The organism is Niallia sp. 01092 (genome assembly GCF_052318935.1).
In the GTDB taxonomy this organism is placed as follows: Bacteria; Bacillota; Bacilli; order Bacillales; family Cytobacillaceae; genus Niallia.
In genome coordinates this window covers 39156-53672 of sequence record NZ_JBQRKO010000018.1, presented here as the reverse complement: position 1 = coordinate 53672, position 14517 = coordinate 39156, and the positions used below count along the sequence as shown (strand labels likewise).

The 14517-nt window shown below is 32.9% G+C and carries 13 protein-coding genes; 1 reads left to right on the top strand and 12 read right to left on the bottom strand.

Translation table 11 applies throughout. The features are described 5' to 3' along the window. Positions 1 to 260 precede the first annotated feature (260 nt). The 8 genes from ACTXGU_RS16405 to ACTXGU_RS16370 form a co-directional block, all read right to left on the bottom strand. Complete coding sequence (locus ACTXGU_RS16405) at positions 261 to 500, bottom strand: helix-turn-helix domain-containing protein (protein WP_443482610.1); 240 nt, start codon at positions 498 to 500, stop codon at positions 261 to 263. A 162-nt stretch (positions 501 to 662) separates the two neighbouring features. Then, entirely contained in the window at positions 663 to 2213 is a 1551-nt protein-coding gene (locus ACTXGU_RS16400; RefSeq protein WP_443482609.1) for a glycosyl hydrolase family 28-related protein, read from the bottom strand. Between the two features lie 120 nt (positions 2214 to 2333). Continuing rightward, positions 2334 to 3506 (bottom strand): nucleotidyltransferase domain-containing protein, encoded by a 1173-nt coding sequence (locus ACTXGU_RS16395; RefSeq protein WP_443482608.1) that lies wholly within the window; start codon positions 3504 to 3506, stop codon positions 2334 to 2336. Between the two features lie 18 nt (positions 3507 to 3524). Next, positions 3525 to 3980 (bottom strand): lasso peptide biosynthesis B2 protein, encoded by a 456-nt coding sequence (locus ACTXGU_RS16390; protein ID WP_443482607.1) that lies wholly within the window; start codon positions 3978 to 3980, stop codon positions 3525 to 3527. Positions 3981 to 4010: 30 nt separating this feature from the next. Next, on the bottom strand, positions 4011 to 4307 hold the full coding sequence (locus ACTXGU_RS16385) for a lasso peptide biosynthesis PqqD family chaperone (protein WP_443482606.1): 297 nt from the start codon (positions 4305 to 4307) through the stop codon (positions 4011 to 4013). Between the two features lie 3 nt (positions 4308 to 4310). Next, complete coding sequence (locus tag ACTXGU_RS16380; RefSeq protein WP_443482605.1) at positions 4311 to 5240, bottom strand: aldolase; 930 nt, start codon at positions 5238 to 5240, stop codon at positions 4311 to 4313. Between the two features lie 172 nt (positions 5241 to 5412). Beyond that, the gene (locus ACTXGU_RS16375) at positions 5413 to 5538 is read right to left on the bottom strand and encodes a paeninodin family lasso peptide (RefSeq protein ID WP_443482664.1); all 126 of its coding nucleotides are present in this window, start codon (positions 5536 to 5538) and stop codon (positions 5413 to 5415) included. Between the two features lie 15 nt (positions 5539 to 5553). Continuing rightward, positions 5554 to 7497 (bottom strand): asparagine synthase-related protein, encoded by a 1944-nt coding sequence (locus ACTXGU_RS16370; RefSeq protein WP_443482604.1) that lies wholly within the window; start codon positions 7495 to 7497, stop codon positions 5554 to 5556. 272 nt (positions 7498 to 7769) lie between these two features. Between ACTXGU_RS16370 and ACTXGU_RS16365 the strand changes: the two genes are divergently transcribed. Next, a complete protein-coding gene (locus ACTXGU_RS16365; RefSeq protein ID WP_443482603.1) occupies positions 7770 to 9584 on the top strand; it encodes an ABC transporter ATP-binding protein in 1815 nt (604 codons plus the stop codon). Positions 9585 to 9752: 168 nt separating this feature from the next. On the opposite strand, the gene ACTXGU_RS16360 is transcribed toward ACTXGU_RS16365, so the two are convergent. From ACTXGU_RS16360 to ACTXGU_RS16345, 4 genes are all read right to left on the bottom strand, one after another. Further along, on the bottom strand, positions 9753 to 11171 hold the full coding sequence (locus ACTXGU_RS16360; protein ID WP_443482602.1) for an oligosaccharide flippase family protein: 1419 nt from the start codon (positions 11169 to 11171) through the stop codon (positions 9753 to 9755). Positions 11172 to 11226: 55 nt separating this feature from the next. Then, positions 11227 to 12306, bottom strand: a complete 1080-nt coding sequence (locus ACTXGU_RS16355) for a polysaccharide pyruvyl transferase family protein (RefSeq protein WP_443482601.1) — start codon at positions 12304 to 12306, stop codon at positions 11227 to 11229. Positions 12307 to 12348: 42 nt separating this feature from the next. Beyond that, positions 12349 to 13443 (bottom strand): glycosyltransferase family 4 protein, encoded by a 1095-nt coding sequence (locus tag ACTXGU_RS16350; RefSeq protein ID WP_443482600.1) that lies wholly within the window; start codon positions 13441 to 13443, stop codon positions 12349 to 12351. 96 nt (positions 13444 to 13539) lie between these two features. Beyond that, complete coding sequence (locus tag ACTXGU_RS16345) at positions 13540 to 14517, bottom strand: glycosyltransferase family 2 protein (RefSeq protein ID WP_443482599.1); 978 nt, start codon at positions 14515 to 14517, stop codon at positions 13540 to 13542.

The following is a 14517-nucleotide window of genomic DNA, read 5'->3' as shown; positions in this document are numbered from 1 at the left end:
GTACATTTTATCAATCTGATTCAGGATATAGCACTCTAGCAATATTTAATACGGATAAGCCAATTGGTGGTACGGCTATTATTAAAAAATCTAAATTTCATCATAAAAAAGTAGCAAAACAAGTACAAGTGAAGAAGAGTAAATTTATTAATTAATGAAACTGACTGAATAGAAAAAACAAAGGATATGGTGATTTTTGAACCATTTACCTTAAATGGCGATAATAAATATTACTATAATAAAATGGTTTGAATGACTGCCTAATGTTTTTTCTCTTCATCTTGTACGTCCTGTTCTTTCTGAAATTCTTCACTAATCAGATAGTCAACGCTTATCCCTAATACCTTCACTACTTTTTCAAGAAAGTGTATAGATGGGTTGTTTTGGAGACCACGGTCTAAATTGCTTAAATACGTTTTGGATACTCCTGCTTCTCTTGCTAGTCTTGAAATGGAGTATCCTTTTTTTTGTCTTAAATAGCGAATACGTTCTCCGATCATTTTAGTCCTCCTCTTTATATAGATTCTCTCCCCACTATTGATTTTTGAAAAAATATAGTTCGGTATGTATGGTGTATATCATTGTTATTTAAACAATTCTATCTTTTAATAAAATAGCCCTTATAACAAATAAAAAATAAGGGCTATTACCAACCTATCAGCTTATTTTAAAACGGATTCATTTAAAATATAGGTTCCATCTAAATCAATAGTAAAAGGGGTGAAGGTTTCAATCGAACTTGCATTGAATGATAGTTTAATAAATCCATCCTCTAAGATAAGAGAATAATTAGAGAAGACAATGCTCGCTTGGTTTACCAATTTTAAGCTTGCAGTTATATTCCCAGAGGATACTTCAAAATGGAAATATAGATCCACCTTATCCGAACGGCCATATTTTAACATAGATATTTTTATCGATCCTTCTCCATATACAGGTGCTTTTATGATCGGTATTTTATTCAATCCAACGAAAGTCTTATAATCGTTTAGTTTATAATAGGCAGACTTTAATGTAGCTACTTGGTTTTTCACTAAACTATGAGTAAACATGCTGGCAGGATCTAATTTCGTATAACTGACTATTCTGTCAATAAAAGTATCTTTTTTAAAATGTACTAGCGTTGGCGTATCTTTCAAATAAACGGTACCAAAAATACTGGAGGCAGATGCCATTATGCCAATGTTGCAGTTTTCAATAAATGTTCCATCCGCATGGATATATCCTCTTCCGTCTATAAACATAGCTTTATCGAAGCCTTCAATTCGATTATTGGCAAAATTAAAATCTAACGTCCCATTCCCATCATATACACGCCACATTCCATTTCCCGTTTTTACATTATCCAGCTTTTTAAAATGATTTCCTGTTATAATAGGGGATTTTGCATAAAGAGTAGCGGACTTGCTTCTATTTATTACGACACAGCCATCTCCTCGACATCCAGCAAAGACATTTCCTACAACTGTAACATTTTCACTGGCATCCTCGATATGCAGTGCATCTCTTCTACTTTCCTTTATCGTATTCCCAATTACCGTAATGTCTTTGCCTTGAGCTATTCCGACAGCAAACCCAGCAGTAGTGTTGGTTATACCATTCCCGGCTATAATTTCATTGCCAATAATGCGTATGCCGCTTGCTGCAATATCACTATTATTAGGTGTGTTAATTTCAATTGCATCTGCTTTATCTGAAATAATTTTATTGTTAACGAGAGAGAAGTTTCTCCCTTGCGTGGCATTAAGATTTAATAGGTATCCGTATCCATTTTGGGCATGTACGTCGCTGTTGATAAGATGCACATCTGTAGTCTGAGCATGATTCAAAAGGATTCCATGTCCAACGCTGTCTATCTTTGCATCTACAATGGATAAATTATTTACACCAGCTGCAGCAGTAGCTACTGCTTGTACATTTGATGCTGATGATATATTTATGCCTTCTAGCGAAACATTATCACTTGTAATCGGTATATCTTGCGAACTAGCAGCATTTTTGAAAAGAAGAGCGGCGTCTCCTTCCCCTTTTAATTTTACAGAATTAGAAATTGTCAAAGTACCGTTATAATAATACGAGCCTTGTGGAAAGACAATTTTTCTTACTTTAAGCGTGTTGGACGTTGTAATAGCTTGTGTAATTGCTGGCTTATCGTTATTTATTCCATCTCCAACCGCCCCATAATCTTTTACATTGATTAATGAATCGGCCAAAATAAAGCCACCACCTTAATTTATACAGATATATTTCTATTATCAATATATGCAGTGGTGAATGTAAATGAAACTAGCAAGTACCTAAATTAGTGCGAATGGCTACCATACATTTTTTGATTAAATGCTAGTTTTTTTTCGCAAAATCCATAATACCGGCCGAAGTGGAAAGTATAGAAAATGCAGCCCCTTAGGAAGCGGCAGCGTTTCGGCATCTATATGGGTAGGATATAACCGAACGAGTATATACTTCATTTTTTGCATAAATCCAGGTTGAAGTGAAAACGCATAAATTTTCAAATCATCCTCTATAGCTTCTGGAGCAAGGTGATACTTCCCACTATTAGTAATAAAAGATAACGCATGTTTAGTTATTGAACTTACACTCTTGTTATACGAAACGAATCGAAGGTCTTGTTGTTTTGGTGTATTAAATAGTAGAGAAGCTAGCATCACTGCTTGTCCAACCAATAATTGATATTTATTTATTTTAATTAACTGGTTTAGCAGCTTCCAATCGAATTCTTGTCTAGAAATTCGGTCTATATCCTGCAGCCACCGCAGACGAAACCACCCATGTCTTGCTCCATGAGTGATAAGGTATAAGTACATATCCTCATTCCCTAAATAATAGATAGGAAAATCAGTAAGTCTGCTTACTCTTTTCCGCTCCCATAAAGAATGAAAACTTGGTTCCTTATCAGGTGGATTATGCAGCCTCCAGTGCAGTTCAATATTTATTTTTTTTTGTGAATGGGTATAGGAAAAATGGTGGGTTTTCCATTTCCACTCTTTTAATATAATTGGGTATTCGTCACTAATATAACCTTCCATGCGGAGAATCTCATGCGCACTCTCTAAATGCTCAAAAGGTATAAGAATATCCAGATCCTTTGAAGTTCTTAAAGAAATATCACCATATAAATCCGCGGCTAGAATAGGTCCTTTTAATACAAGTGATGGAATATTCCTTGCTGACAATTGTTTGATGACATGTCCCATTTCTGCACTTAATTGCAGCATTTGAAACGTATTAAATTGGTATTTATTACGCAATGTCTGCAAAACATGGGAAGGAATCCAATCGTTATCCATATTACTTAATTTCTTATAGATGGAAGGATAGACACGGTGGTGGATAGCTAATTGTAAAAATTTATCCCAATCAACTGCTGAATATTGTTCCTTTATACGTGGTATATCTTCTTGTGAATCTACTAATTTTAATAGACTTACTAATAGCTGTAATTCTAGTGTAAATTCAGAAATACGACGTTCCACTTCCACTCCCATAAAGCAGCTCCTTTGTATTTATGTTTCATTAATCTTTGCAAATTTACCTACTACAGTGAACTGATTCATTACATCTGCACCAGTTATATATATATCACCTGTACGCAGCCAGGCATGAGCGATCATTTTTCCGTTGCTATCTTTACCTGTGCCTAAATATAAAGTAGAGTCTATCTTTCTTCTTTCTAGCATTTTCATTCCAGCAATAGCTCTTACGAGACACTTGCTTTCCCAGAAGGTGTGGCGACTGACACTATTTACTGCATTAGAAATTCTTTTTACTTGAAGTAGATCTATATTGGACTGAATATAGGGAGTTTCTGTCATTTGTCTACCTAAAAAAGGCGCCACTTTTGAAAATGGTAGAAAAACAAGAATACGAGCATACCCTAAATATAGAAGAGCTTCTATATACAACAGCTTCACTTTATTATTTAACATCAGATACCTTCTTATCTTTCTACCCATTTTCATATTCCTTTCTCTTAGTAGAATGAAAGTCTGCTAATTGCTTTTCACTTGAACTAAATTTTCCTTCAACATTTGATTTAAAAAGGAAATAACTTGTTCTTCACATTCCTTCTGCTCAATATTAAATTGCGCTTGCAATGTAAGCACTATTTGTGAGACAGTCGTTTCTTGGCTCATTAAGCCCCATACTTTCCCGCCTATTTTTCCTAGGTTATAGTATTTTCCATTGCTTATGCTCATCATCACTGTTTCTCCATCCATGTCGCTGACAATATTCCCTTGACTTTGCGAGACACAACTTTCTAATGAAATGGCAAGCTTTTTTAACATTTTTTACAACTCCTTGTTTATGATTTTTAATATGAGGGGAACTAACTCATTTGCCGTAAATCTGGAAACTGGACGTTCTATTTTATATAAGTTTATATGACTTAACATTTTTGCCGTGCTCATAAAATGCCAATCGATTAAATTTAATCTTTGAATCAAAAAGCTTCTATATGTATGGCGATATAGAATAGGAAATCTTTCCAAATTTTTTATCTGTTTAACCTTAATATCTTCGTTCTCCGTTTTCGCAATTTCAAATATACCAGCAAGGGGCAATGGATTTACGCCAAATCGAGATGGAACAGGAACAGCAAATTTTGTTTCTCTTTCAAATAAAGGCTGATAATGATTGCTTTCCATCCCAAATTGATTTAAGCTTTCTTCCCATAGCTTTTGTTGTGGGTAAGAAGGAAATGCAAGCGGTATTTGATTTTCCGAAAAGGAAACGGCGATCACATCATCACTAAGAAGCGCATAATTCTCTTTTAAAAAAGCAGAAGCCAATGTTGATTTCCCAGCGCCCGATTCGCCAATAAAAGCATATGCTTTACCATTTATCGCAATGCAACTTCCATGCAAGGTAATAATTTTTCTTTGCAGCAATACAGCCCCCATACAAGTACCAAGTATATAGAGCCGGATTTTATCTTCTGCTGATTCCTTGATTGGGGAAACGATGATTTCTTTTCCATCCCGAATGCAAAAAATCGCAGTATCTGGAACTTCAAAAATGACGAAGTTTTCTTTCGCTATTACATGACTTGATGCATCACTTGATACACTTGCCCATAAGTCAGATAAATCTTTTATTGAAATAATTAAATCGAATTGATGCTCATTTTCATTACATAATGGCAGTTCTGGCAGGATTATATCACTCACCATAACTAATCCGAATGCTTTATAAAAACCTTTTCTTGCAGTTCCTATCATCTTTTTTCACCCCAAATGGCAAAGTAAAATGCATCCTATAAATCTTCTGGAGATACTTGCTTAAGTACTCCAGAAGTCTATTATTTTTGTTGATGTATGAACATAATAAGAATGTTATTCTGTTCGCATCATCAAAAATATGTGGCAAGTACTATTTCAATCCGCTAAAAAATCAGCTATGGTGAACCATTTCATCTGGATCTCCTTGGATTAAATCTGGAATAGTTAATCCAGGACCTGCCATAGTCATATTGATATTTAATACTTCCAATACTGGTGTTTCCCATTCTTGTTTCACATGTTTCATTCTGTTTCACCCCCTTTCAATATTTTTTAAGAATCGATAGACAATAAAACTTCTCATTACAGTCTTTAACTCATCCCCATATATCATCTCTTCCTGGGGATCTGCCTCAATTCTTGAAATCGCTTCTTTTATTAAGGATATATTAAAGTATTCAGCCATTTTTTGATCTTCACATAGATAATGCAGCTCTTCTATAAACGATCTCCAATGAGGACGCATTCGATGGATTCCATCGGCTCCTTGTATTCCACGTACTTGTTGATTTAACCGCACTTTATCTGGCAGCAGCCCTTTTGTTGATCTTCGAATAAGAGATCTACCTAACCCATTTTGTACGCATTGCTCTTCTGGAATAGATAAACAAAAACGAACAACTCGCAAATCATTGGTTGGATCACGTTCCCAGATAGAATGTCGAAGTGACATTTTTGTTCCAACTACACCATTAATGTTCCAAGAATAGGATTGTTGAAAGTGATTTTTTCTTTCTTCATATGCATTTCGGATAGCTGCATGATTCCTGTGGATTCCTTGTTCCTCTAATCTATTAAGGATTCTTGTCCTATTTGCAAACTCAGAATTTATTAACAAAGCTGAGTTTCTATCTATATTAGATGGATGTAACCTGCTTAAAAATGGGTATGCTTTTCTCCCTGCTATAGATAATATTTTCGATCTTTTTACGCCGATGCTTCGACTGTATAAAAGCAATTCCTGATAGAGCTGCAGCCATTTCAGCTTTTTTATTAGCAAGGCTTGATAGTCTAATACTGGTCCCCAAGATACTGTCCAATTGCCTCTCGCTCCATTTAATAACACACGTATTCCTTTTTGCTTAGCCTGTTCATATATTCCATTCATCCAAAAAGAATTCTCAAAAAATTTATATGGCATCTCCATTATTTCCAACCAATCATCCACTTCAGATAAAGGACTTTTCCCTTTAAAATCCAAGTAAGTATCATTAATATTGCCTACATACTTTACCGTTGATTCGATGTATGGGCGTTCATCCGCCATTCGATTCCGCGGTGTCCAATCTGTAAAACCATCTTCAGGAATATAGCTAAACGTATGCAACCATTTATTATCCTTTTTTAAGGCGTTAGCAGCAAAACTAACAACGGAACCAGAATCTAATCCTCCGCTTAAATGAGCTCCTACTTCGTATTGAGTTCTTAGTCTGGATGTCACTGCTTTGTCATAAACGTCTCGAAATGCTTCTTCATATTCTTTATTAGACTTTAGTTTTAATACTTCTCCTTCCGGTAATGTACAATATTGTGAAAAGGTTATTTTGCCTTCTTTTACTGAAATAGTGTGAGCTGGTGGAATCTGTTCAATATGTTTATATACTGTTGAAAAAGGGTCTGTTGTTTCCACTCTATCTGGTATAACTAAAAATTCAGCAAGCCATTGTTCATTCAGTTCTTTCTCAATATAAGGCAAAGAAAATAATGGCTCCATGATCGTGCTGAAAGCAAATCTCTGATTATTGCGATAATAATAGAGTGTTCGGTTTCCAGAAAAGTCTCTTGCTCCAAATAGAAGCTGCTCTCTCTTATCCCATATGATAAAAGCAAAATCTCCGATTAAATACTTAGGCGCCTCTTTTCCCCATTTTTTGTATGCTAATATTATTAATTCACTATCTTTCATCGTTTTTTTCTCTGTATTGCACACTTGCAGCATGTCAAATAGTTCTGCACGATTATCAATAATTGCATCGGCGTTTATGACTATTTCAGATGCAGAATCATAACAGGGGATTTGTTCACCAATAGATTCAGGTGTGATCCACTGGGAATGACAACCTAGAAAAATGCGATCATCATTCCAAGTGTGCATGTCATCAGCAGGATATTTTTGTAATGATTTCATCATAGTAAATCCCTGTTCGATGGATATAGGTTCCTGATTTTGGTGAAGAATACCTATAATTGCGCTCATTGCATCCACCTTTCTCCTCATGATTGTCCGCTTCAAAATCGTTCTTTATTAAGAATAATATTACAAGCAGCGTTCTTTGATGTCAACTATAATATTCCAATTACTTTTGCTTTCAATATAAAAAAAGCTATTAAATAAGCAAAAATATACTTATTTTTTATTTCGTTAAATTTATTTATCATGATTTATTACTTAGGTTTACTTTTCCCTTAACGTTCTTTATAATGAACCAATAGAGAAAATTTTACTATTTTATTTTCTGGAGTGATGTAATGGATAATTATACTCAGGTTCCACATTTATTAAAACTTAAAACTAAACTACTTCCTAAGAGGAAAACTTCCTCATTACTTAAACCCTATATTTTAAAACATTGGAAAATATATCTTTCTTTAATGTTCTCTATTATTCTTGATATATTTATTACCATTATCTTCGCTTGGTTTTTAGGTGAAATTACGAATGCAGCTATCAACAGTGAATTACAGAAAATTAAGCAATTAATTCCATTAGGAGCTGTCATTGTTTTCGTTAATCTGTCAAATACTTTTTTTAATACGTATCTAGATTCAAAGGCAACAAATGCTATAAAAAATGATCTTAGAGAGGATTTATTAAGCCATCTATTACGTCTGCCAGTAAATAAAACAGCTGGCTTTCAAACTGGTGAATTATTAGCTCATTTTACGAATGATATTAATAGCATTGATGCTATGATTGGCAAGAATCTATTTAATTTCGTCAAATTGCCTTTAATGTCTATTACGGTTTTTATTTACTTATTTCATCTTAGCTGGCAGCTTTCTATCATCAGTATTTGTATAGCCCCTATTGCTCTAGTTAGCGGGGTATTATTTGGTATGATATTACGTAAGAACAGCCGAAAAATTCATCAAATAATTGGAAAAATGAATAATCAACTGAGTGATATTTTCCAAGGAACTAATGTTGTACGATCTTTTCTATTAGAAAAGATTTTATCTAAGAAATATACTAGCCAAAATAAAAAACTATATTCTCTGGAACTTTCCAATGGAAAAATGCGCGGTTTGTATAATGCTGGAGGAAACGGAATTGGATTAATAGCTTATTTAATCAGCCTTAGCTTTGGCGCTGTTTTTATTTCTAAAGGAACACTTACTGTCGGAGCTTTATTGACTTTTGTTAATCTTATCAATCATCTTGTGTACCCTTTAAATGGCCTTGCTGGCCAATGGGCCGCTTTCCAACGATCTGCCGCAGCAGTTGAAAGACTTTCTGTTGTGTTTAAACATGCAACAGAAACAAATGACTTCCCAATATTTACTCCAAAGAAACCATTAAAAAGGGAAATTGTCTTTCAAAATATTACTTTTGGCTATGATCCGAATCATGTTATTTTAAAAGACTTTAACCTAGAAATCCCAGCTGGGAAAACGATAGGTATTGTAGGGGTGAGCGGTACAGGAAAAACTACATTATTTCAATTGCTGCTAGGATTTTATAAAGTGAATAATGGAAACATTTTTCTAGATGGCGTTTCAATTAAAGACTTATCTCCTTCTGATTTAAGAAGTTATATCGCCTACGTACCACAGGAAACCTATCTTTTTAATGGAACGATAAAAGAAAATCTAATGTACTCTAACCCTAACACTACAGAAAATAAAATAGTCAAAGCTGCCAAATTAGCAGAAATTCACGACTTTATAGAATCTTTGCCGCATGGATATGATACAGAAATTGGTGAAAGAGGAGCAAAATTGTCTGGAGGGCAAAAACAACGGTTGGCTATAGCTCGAGGAATACTAAAAGAGGCTCCTATTATCTTAATGGATGAGTCCACCGCTTCGCTCGACAGTGAAACAGAATACAAAATAAAACATGCACTAGAAAAGTTAAAAGGCAATAGAACTACCATTATTATCGCTCATCGCTTATCTACTATTAAACAAGCAGACAAAATTATTGTGATGAATAACGGGAAAATTGTCCAGTCCGGAAAACATGAGGAATTAATAAAACAAGGTGGAGTTTATAAAGATTTATATTTTAAACAGGGGGATACTGTAGAAGAGAAGGAAGCTGCATTATCAATGATCGATTAGTAATCGCTGCTGTAAAAAAGGGGACCATTGCAATGGCTCGTTACCAAATTTAATGGCATATTAAAAAAGCCTCTTGTAAGTTTGTTGGAACAAACATTACAAGAGGCTTTTTTATGATATCTTTCCTTAGCTTCCACTTAAAGAAAAATAATATGTCTATTTATGCCACTATGATACTCTTTGTCTTTTTATCCATTTTCTCGAAGTTTTTCCCAACACTCCAACAATCAAATTTTTATTCAATAGTAAAAAGGAAATCAGTGATGCGATCATTAAAATATAATCCAGTACTAAATAGTCTAGATAATAACCGATTATTTCCAATAATATAAGACTCACTAATATAAGAAATGGAATTTTCTTAATAGTTATTTGAAAGAATGTTTTCGTTTGCTTCATTCTTATAATCCACATTATAATAAATGCTAACATAGTTGAAATTGCTGCACCTTGAATACCAATAAAAGGGATTAATATGATATTTAAGAGAATATTCGCGATGGAGCCAAAAACAGAACTATAAAATGCACCCTTTGTTTTCTTTGTACTTAAAAAGCCAGTGCCGTAAAAAGAAGAGAATGCAAAAAAAACTGCACCGATATATAATGCAGGGACATATTTCCATGCAGCATAGAATTCTGCATTCACAAGCAGCTGCATCATTGGCTTTGTAAAAGCAATTAGAACGAGTACAAAAGAAAACTGAAACACTACTAGATTATTAAACATTTTCGTATAGAATTCATTTCGATCTTTTGCCTCATATTCAGTAATGGAACTCTCCTGCCAGGATAGATAAAACACACTATTAATCGCTAAAAGTATAGCTGGAAATTTATTTGCAATCGCATATAAACCATTCGCCTCAACCCCTGCAAAGTGTGTTAATAAATACCGATCTGATACATTCATGATCCACCAGCTAATAGTGTTAGGTATTAGTGGTAGTGAATAAGCGATTAGAAGACTCCCTACTTTCTTATCTCCCTTAGAAAAACGGATATATCTAATAACCTTCAACTTCACTTCAAGATATACGATACATATGAAATAAGAAAGAATCATCGAAAGCAGCAACCCGGAGACCTTTAGATTTAATAAAATAATAAAATAGAGAGAAAACAATACAACCAATACTGTATTAATAATTCCAGCTATCGAAAAAACAGCATTCTGCTTAAATCCTCTTGCAATTTGTAAATAAGCAGTATAAATAATAAATACGTTTATAAATAGCAATATTAAGCTACTATTTTTAAATGGAAGGAGAATATCCACCAATAAATAAAGGACATTAAATATTACTAAGTTTCTTACAATAATATAAATAGTGGCGCTAATATTTTTCTTTTTTTCTTCTAATTCCTCTACCTCTAACAAATTCCTGTATAATCCATCATATATTTGAAAACTTATGATTGGCAACAATAAACTTGCTGTACTGACAATCAGGTCATAATATCCATATTCAGAAGAATTAAGATATGCAGTATATAATGGAAGGATAAGAAATCCCAAAAATTTGGAAGAAAAATTCCCAATAGCAAATATGATGGTATTTTTTAAAAGAGTTGCTTCTCGGCTCATACTATCTCCTTCTTCACTATGTTTTATCTAATAATAGAGAAGCATCTCTATAATTCTATAACCTTAATTCTTCGTATTCACTTCTCAGATTAACATTGGTTTTCTTCAAATAGTGGTCTATTTCAACAAAGTGATTGACTGCCTCTTCTTTAAGTTTCAGATTCATTGAATTGTTTGTCCCTTTTATTTGCTTTATGACATTTTCAATCTGAAGCTGACCTATTTCATGAATAAATGTATACTCCCCTCCAAAGTTTTGATCCTTCAATATATTGGAAGTTTTATTACTGTAAACTATAGGATAATAGTTTATTCCTAATATTTGGGCTAATATAAGGGAGTGAAAACGTAGAGTTATGATAAAATTTAATTTATTTAAATTCTCCAAATATGTGTTAATATCTCCATCATAGATACCATGCGTTATTTTGTTTTGATAAGATTCATCTAATAATTTTTTAATTTTATTAAATGTATCTTTGTCATTTTGTTCTTCACAAAAAGATAAATATTCTACTTCATATCTTTTGGCTATTAACTCTTTCGTTAGTTCAACTGTTTTTCTAATGAATTGCTCATTGGTTTCCTTATCAGAAAAGCTCATGATGCATATACCTATTTTATTGCCTCGTTTTACAACCTCCATGCTGCTTGTATCTAAACCATAAACAATATCTGCACCATATCTTGCCTGCTTTATTTTTTTAAATAAATGAAAGCTTTCTTTATCCCTAAAGCAGATATCTGTTACGAAATACTTAATAAAAAGATGATTAAAGAAATACATTAATTTACTATTCGATGGTCCATAATTACAGCCAATTATAAATAATGGCTTTTTTCTAAGCTTCATAGGCAATGCATACGCCAATCGGATAAGCAGCTGTTTCATCCACCATTTTCCGTTTTGCATAAAGATGGAGCCACCTATATTAATAACAGCGTCAAAATCTTTATATTTATGGATCTTTTTATTGAATTTTTTGATATTATAATTTTCAAATGCTTTTAATTTATCTTCTGAACTACAAATGATAAACCATTCTATAGATGAAGGATAGCGATCAAATAATATTTTCAGAAACAAATCATCCCCTAAATTTTTTTCTACATAGGCATCTATTAAAATCTTCAAAATGATCTTTCTCCTTTCACTTATTTCCTTATGTTGCTATCCTTACATCTCATTAAAAATAGATTCCATCTTATTAATATGTTTTTTTAATGTATATTCCTTTTTATAAAGCCTTCTGCTTTCTATAGAATAATCTTTCCGAATCTCAGGGTCTTTTACTAAACTTCTTATCGCTTTTTTCAGTGAATCTACTGTTGGATCTTCAAGGAGGATACCATTTTCGTTAATCATATCCTCAATACACCCGACTTTTGTGGATATAATCGGCAATGCCGCAGCCATTCCTTCAATAATGGATAGAGGTTGTCCTTCTGTCTTATATTTTGTTGGAAGCACCATCAAATCTGAATCTAATAATAATTGCTGCTTTTCTTTCCCAAAAACTGTACCTAAATAAGTAATTTCCTCCTTACAGTTCTGTTTATTTATTAATTCGATTAATTCATCATAACTATCCTTATTATGAATGGCTCCAGCTAAAACTAATCGAATGGGAAGACCTTCTTTAATTAATTCTACACAAGATTTGGCCAATAAAAGAAATCCTTTACTTTCGATTAAATTACTTAAATATACAATTTGTACAAAGTCCTTTTTACTCTTTAATTCTATTGCCTTTTCAATTTGTTCATTTAACAAAAATTCTTCCGAAACTCCATTTTGTACAACTCTTAAATCCTGTACAAGACCTTGATAATTATGTGATAGACTTTGCCCAAGCACAATCCCAATATTAATTCTCTTAAATACATATTTCACAATTCTCTTCCAAAATTTCGACAGATTCTCAATCGTTATTCCTAAGCTGTTCCCATGCAAATGGGTAATAATTTTGACTTTTTTTATATTCAACAAATATATAATGACTAAATCCCTTAATAGGCCTAATTTTGTTTGAGAAATAGAAATGTATCCAATATCCGTATTAATAAATAGTATTCTTAGTATTATAGCTATGTCTTGCATCACTTTTCCTATGGCAAATCCACCTGGATTTTTTATCATCTTCCTATTAGTATTTATCGGTTTAATGATGAATTCCTGATTTAATTTCTCCGATTCTATAATTGACTGAATAGCTAAGCTTTCCCCGTGTATAGGGGGTGGAAGTGGGCCAATTACTGCAATCTTTTTCATTAAGATACCCCTTTTAAAATTTTTATCATTCTCTTTCATCTTAAATAGAATCTGATTAACCCTATTCGCCACTAGTACTCTAAACAAAGAAAATGTTTAAAATATTTTAAGTTTAGAATTGAGAACTTGTAAATGATCCATTGTATTTCTAGGTAAAAAAGTCAGAAGAAAAAAGATAACCAGCTGCTTATTTATCATTTTATCTATTAGTAATTTTCTTCCTATTAAACGCCATGCATTTTTCCTTTGTCCTTCATATATGTAGTCGTACACTAAGCTAGTATCTAATAAATCGATAATTTCCTTTCTCTTTTTTCCTGAGATATTCGATTCTTCTAGATTTTTATTCACCACTTTGCTTGCAAAGTGGTGCATCTTTAGACTTCTTCCGCCACTTAAATTATTTATGCCGGTAAATTGCTTTATTAATAAAGGATCTTTACTATATGAACATTTGAATTTTTTTGCAATCTTTAGCCAATAATCATAATCTTCGGCTAAAGTTAACTCTTCATCAAAATAACCGACAGAATGAAAGACTTCCCTCGTCATTAGAACGGATGATGTTGCAATAAAATTCCCTTTTAATAAAGGTATATAAACATCCCCTTCATAAAAATGTTTTAATACAAATCGCTCTACCTTTTTATTCGTATACACTACACGATTAATATACTGGCCATAAACCATCCCTAAAGATGAATCTTCCATAAACATTTTTACTTGTTTCTCCAATTTTCCTTCTAGCCATATATCGTCTGAATCCAAAAAGGCAATAAAATCACCAGTTGCTAAACGTAAGCCGGCATTTCGAGCAGCCGATACCCCTTCGTTTTCTTGATATTGATATACGATTTGAACTTTATTGTTCGGATTATTCTCTATAAACTGTGAAATGATTTTGCATGAATTATCATAAGACCCATCATCTATAAGAATGATTTCTATTTCAAATAGGTCCCTTTTTTGTTGTACCACACTTTCTATTGCAGCAATGATTGTTTCTTGGCTATTATATATTGGAATAATCACACTAATCTTCATTCTTTTCTCCTTTCCTTTTATATGCACCAT

Excerpts from the sequence above, each read along its gene's own strand:
- ACTXGU_RS16405 (WP_443482610.1), bottom strand. The coding sequence starts at position 500 with ATGATCGGAGAACGTATTCGCTATTTAAGACAAAAAAAAGGATACTCC.
- ACTXGU_RS16395 (WP_443482608.1), bottom strand. The coding sequence starts at position 3,506 with ATGGGAGTGGAAGTGGAACGTCGTATTTCTGAATTTACACTAGAATTA.
- ACTXGU_RS16390 (WP_443482607.1), bottom strand. The coding sequence starts at position 3,980 with ATGAAAATGGGTAGAAAGATAAGAAGGTATCTGATGTTAAATAATAAA.
- ACTXGU_RS16385 (WP_443482606.1), bottom strand. The coding sequence starts at position 4,307 with ATGTTAAAAAAGCTTGCCATTTCATTAGAAAGTTGTGTCTCGCAAAGT.
- ACTXGU_RS16380 (WP_443482605.1), bottom strand. The coding sequence starts at position 5,240 with ATGATAGGAACTGCAAGAAAAGGTTTTTATAAAGCATTCGGATTAGTT.
- ACTXGU_RS16370 (WP_443482604.1), bottom strand. The coding sequence starts at position 7,497 with ATGAGCGCAATTATAGGTATTCTTCACCAAAATCAGGAACCTATATCC.
- ACTXGU_RS16365 (WP_443482603.1), top strand. The coding sequence starts at position 7,770 with ATGGATAATTATACTCAGGTTCCACATTTATTAAAACTTAAAACTAAA.
- ACTXGU_RS16360 (WP_443482602.1), bottom strand. The coding sequence starts at position 11,171 with ATGAGCCGAGAAGCAACTCTTTTAAAAAATACCATCATATTTGCTATT.
- ACTXGU_RS16350 (WP_443482600.1), bottom strand. The coding sequence starts at position 13,443 with ATGAAAAAGATTGCAGTAATTGGCCCACTTCCACCCCCTATACACGGG.
- ACTXGU_RS16345 (WP_443482599.1), bottom strand. The coding sequence starts at position 14,517 with ATGGTGCATATAAAAGGAAAGGAGAAAAGAATGAAGATTAGTGTGATT.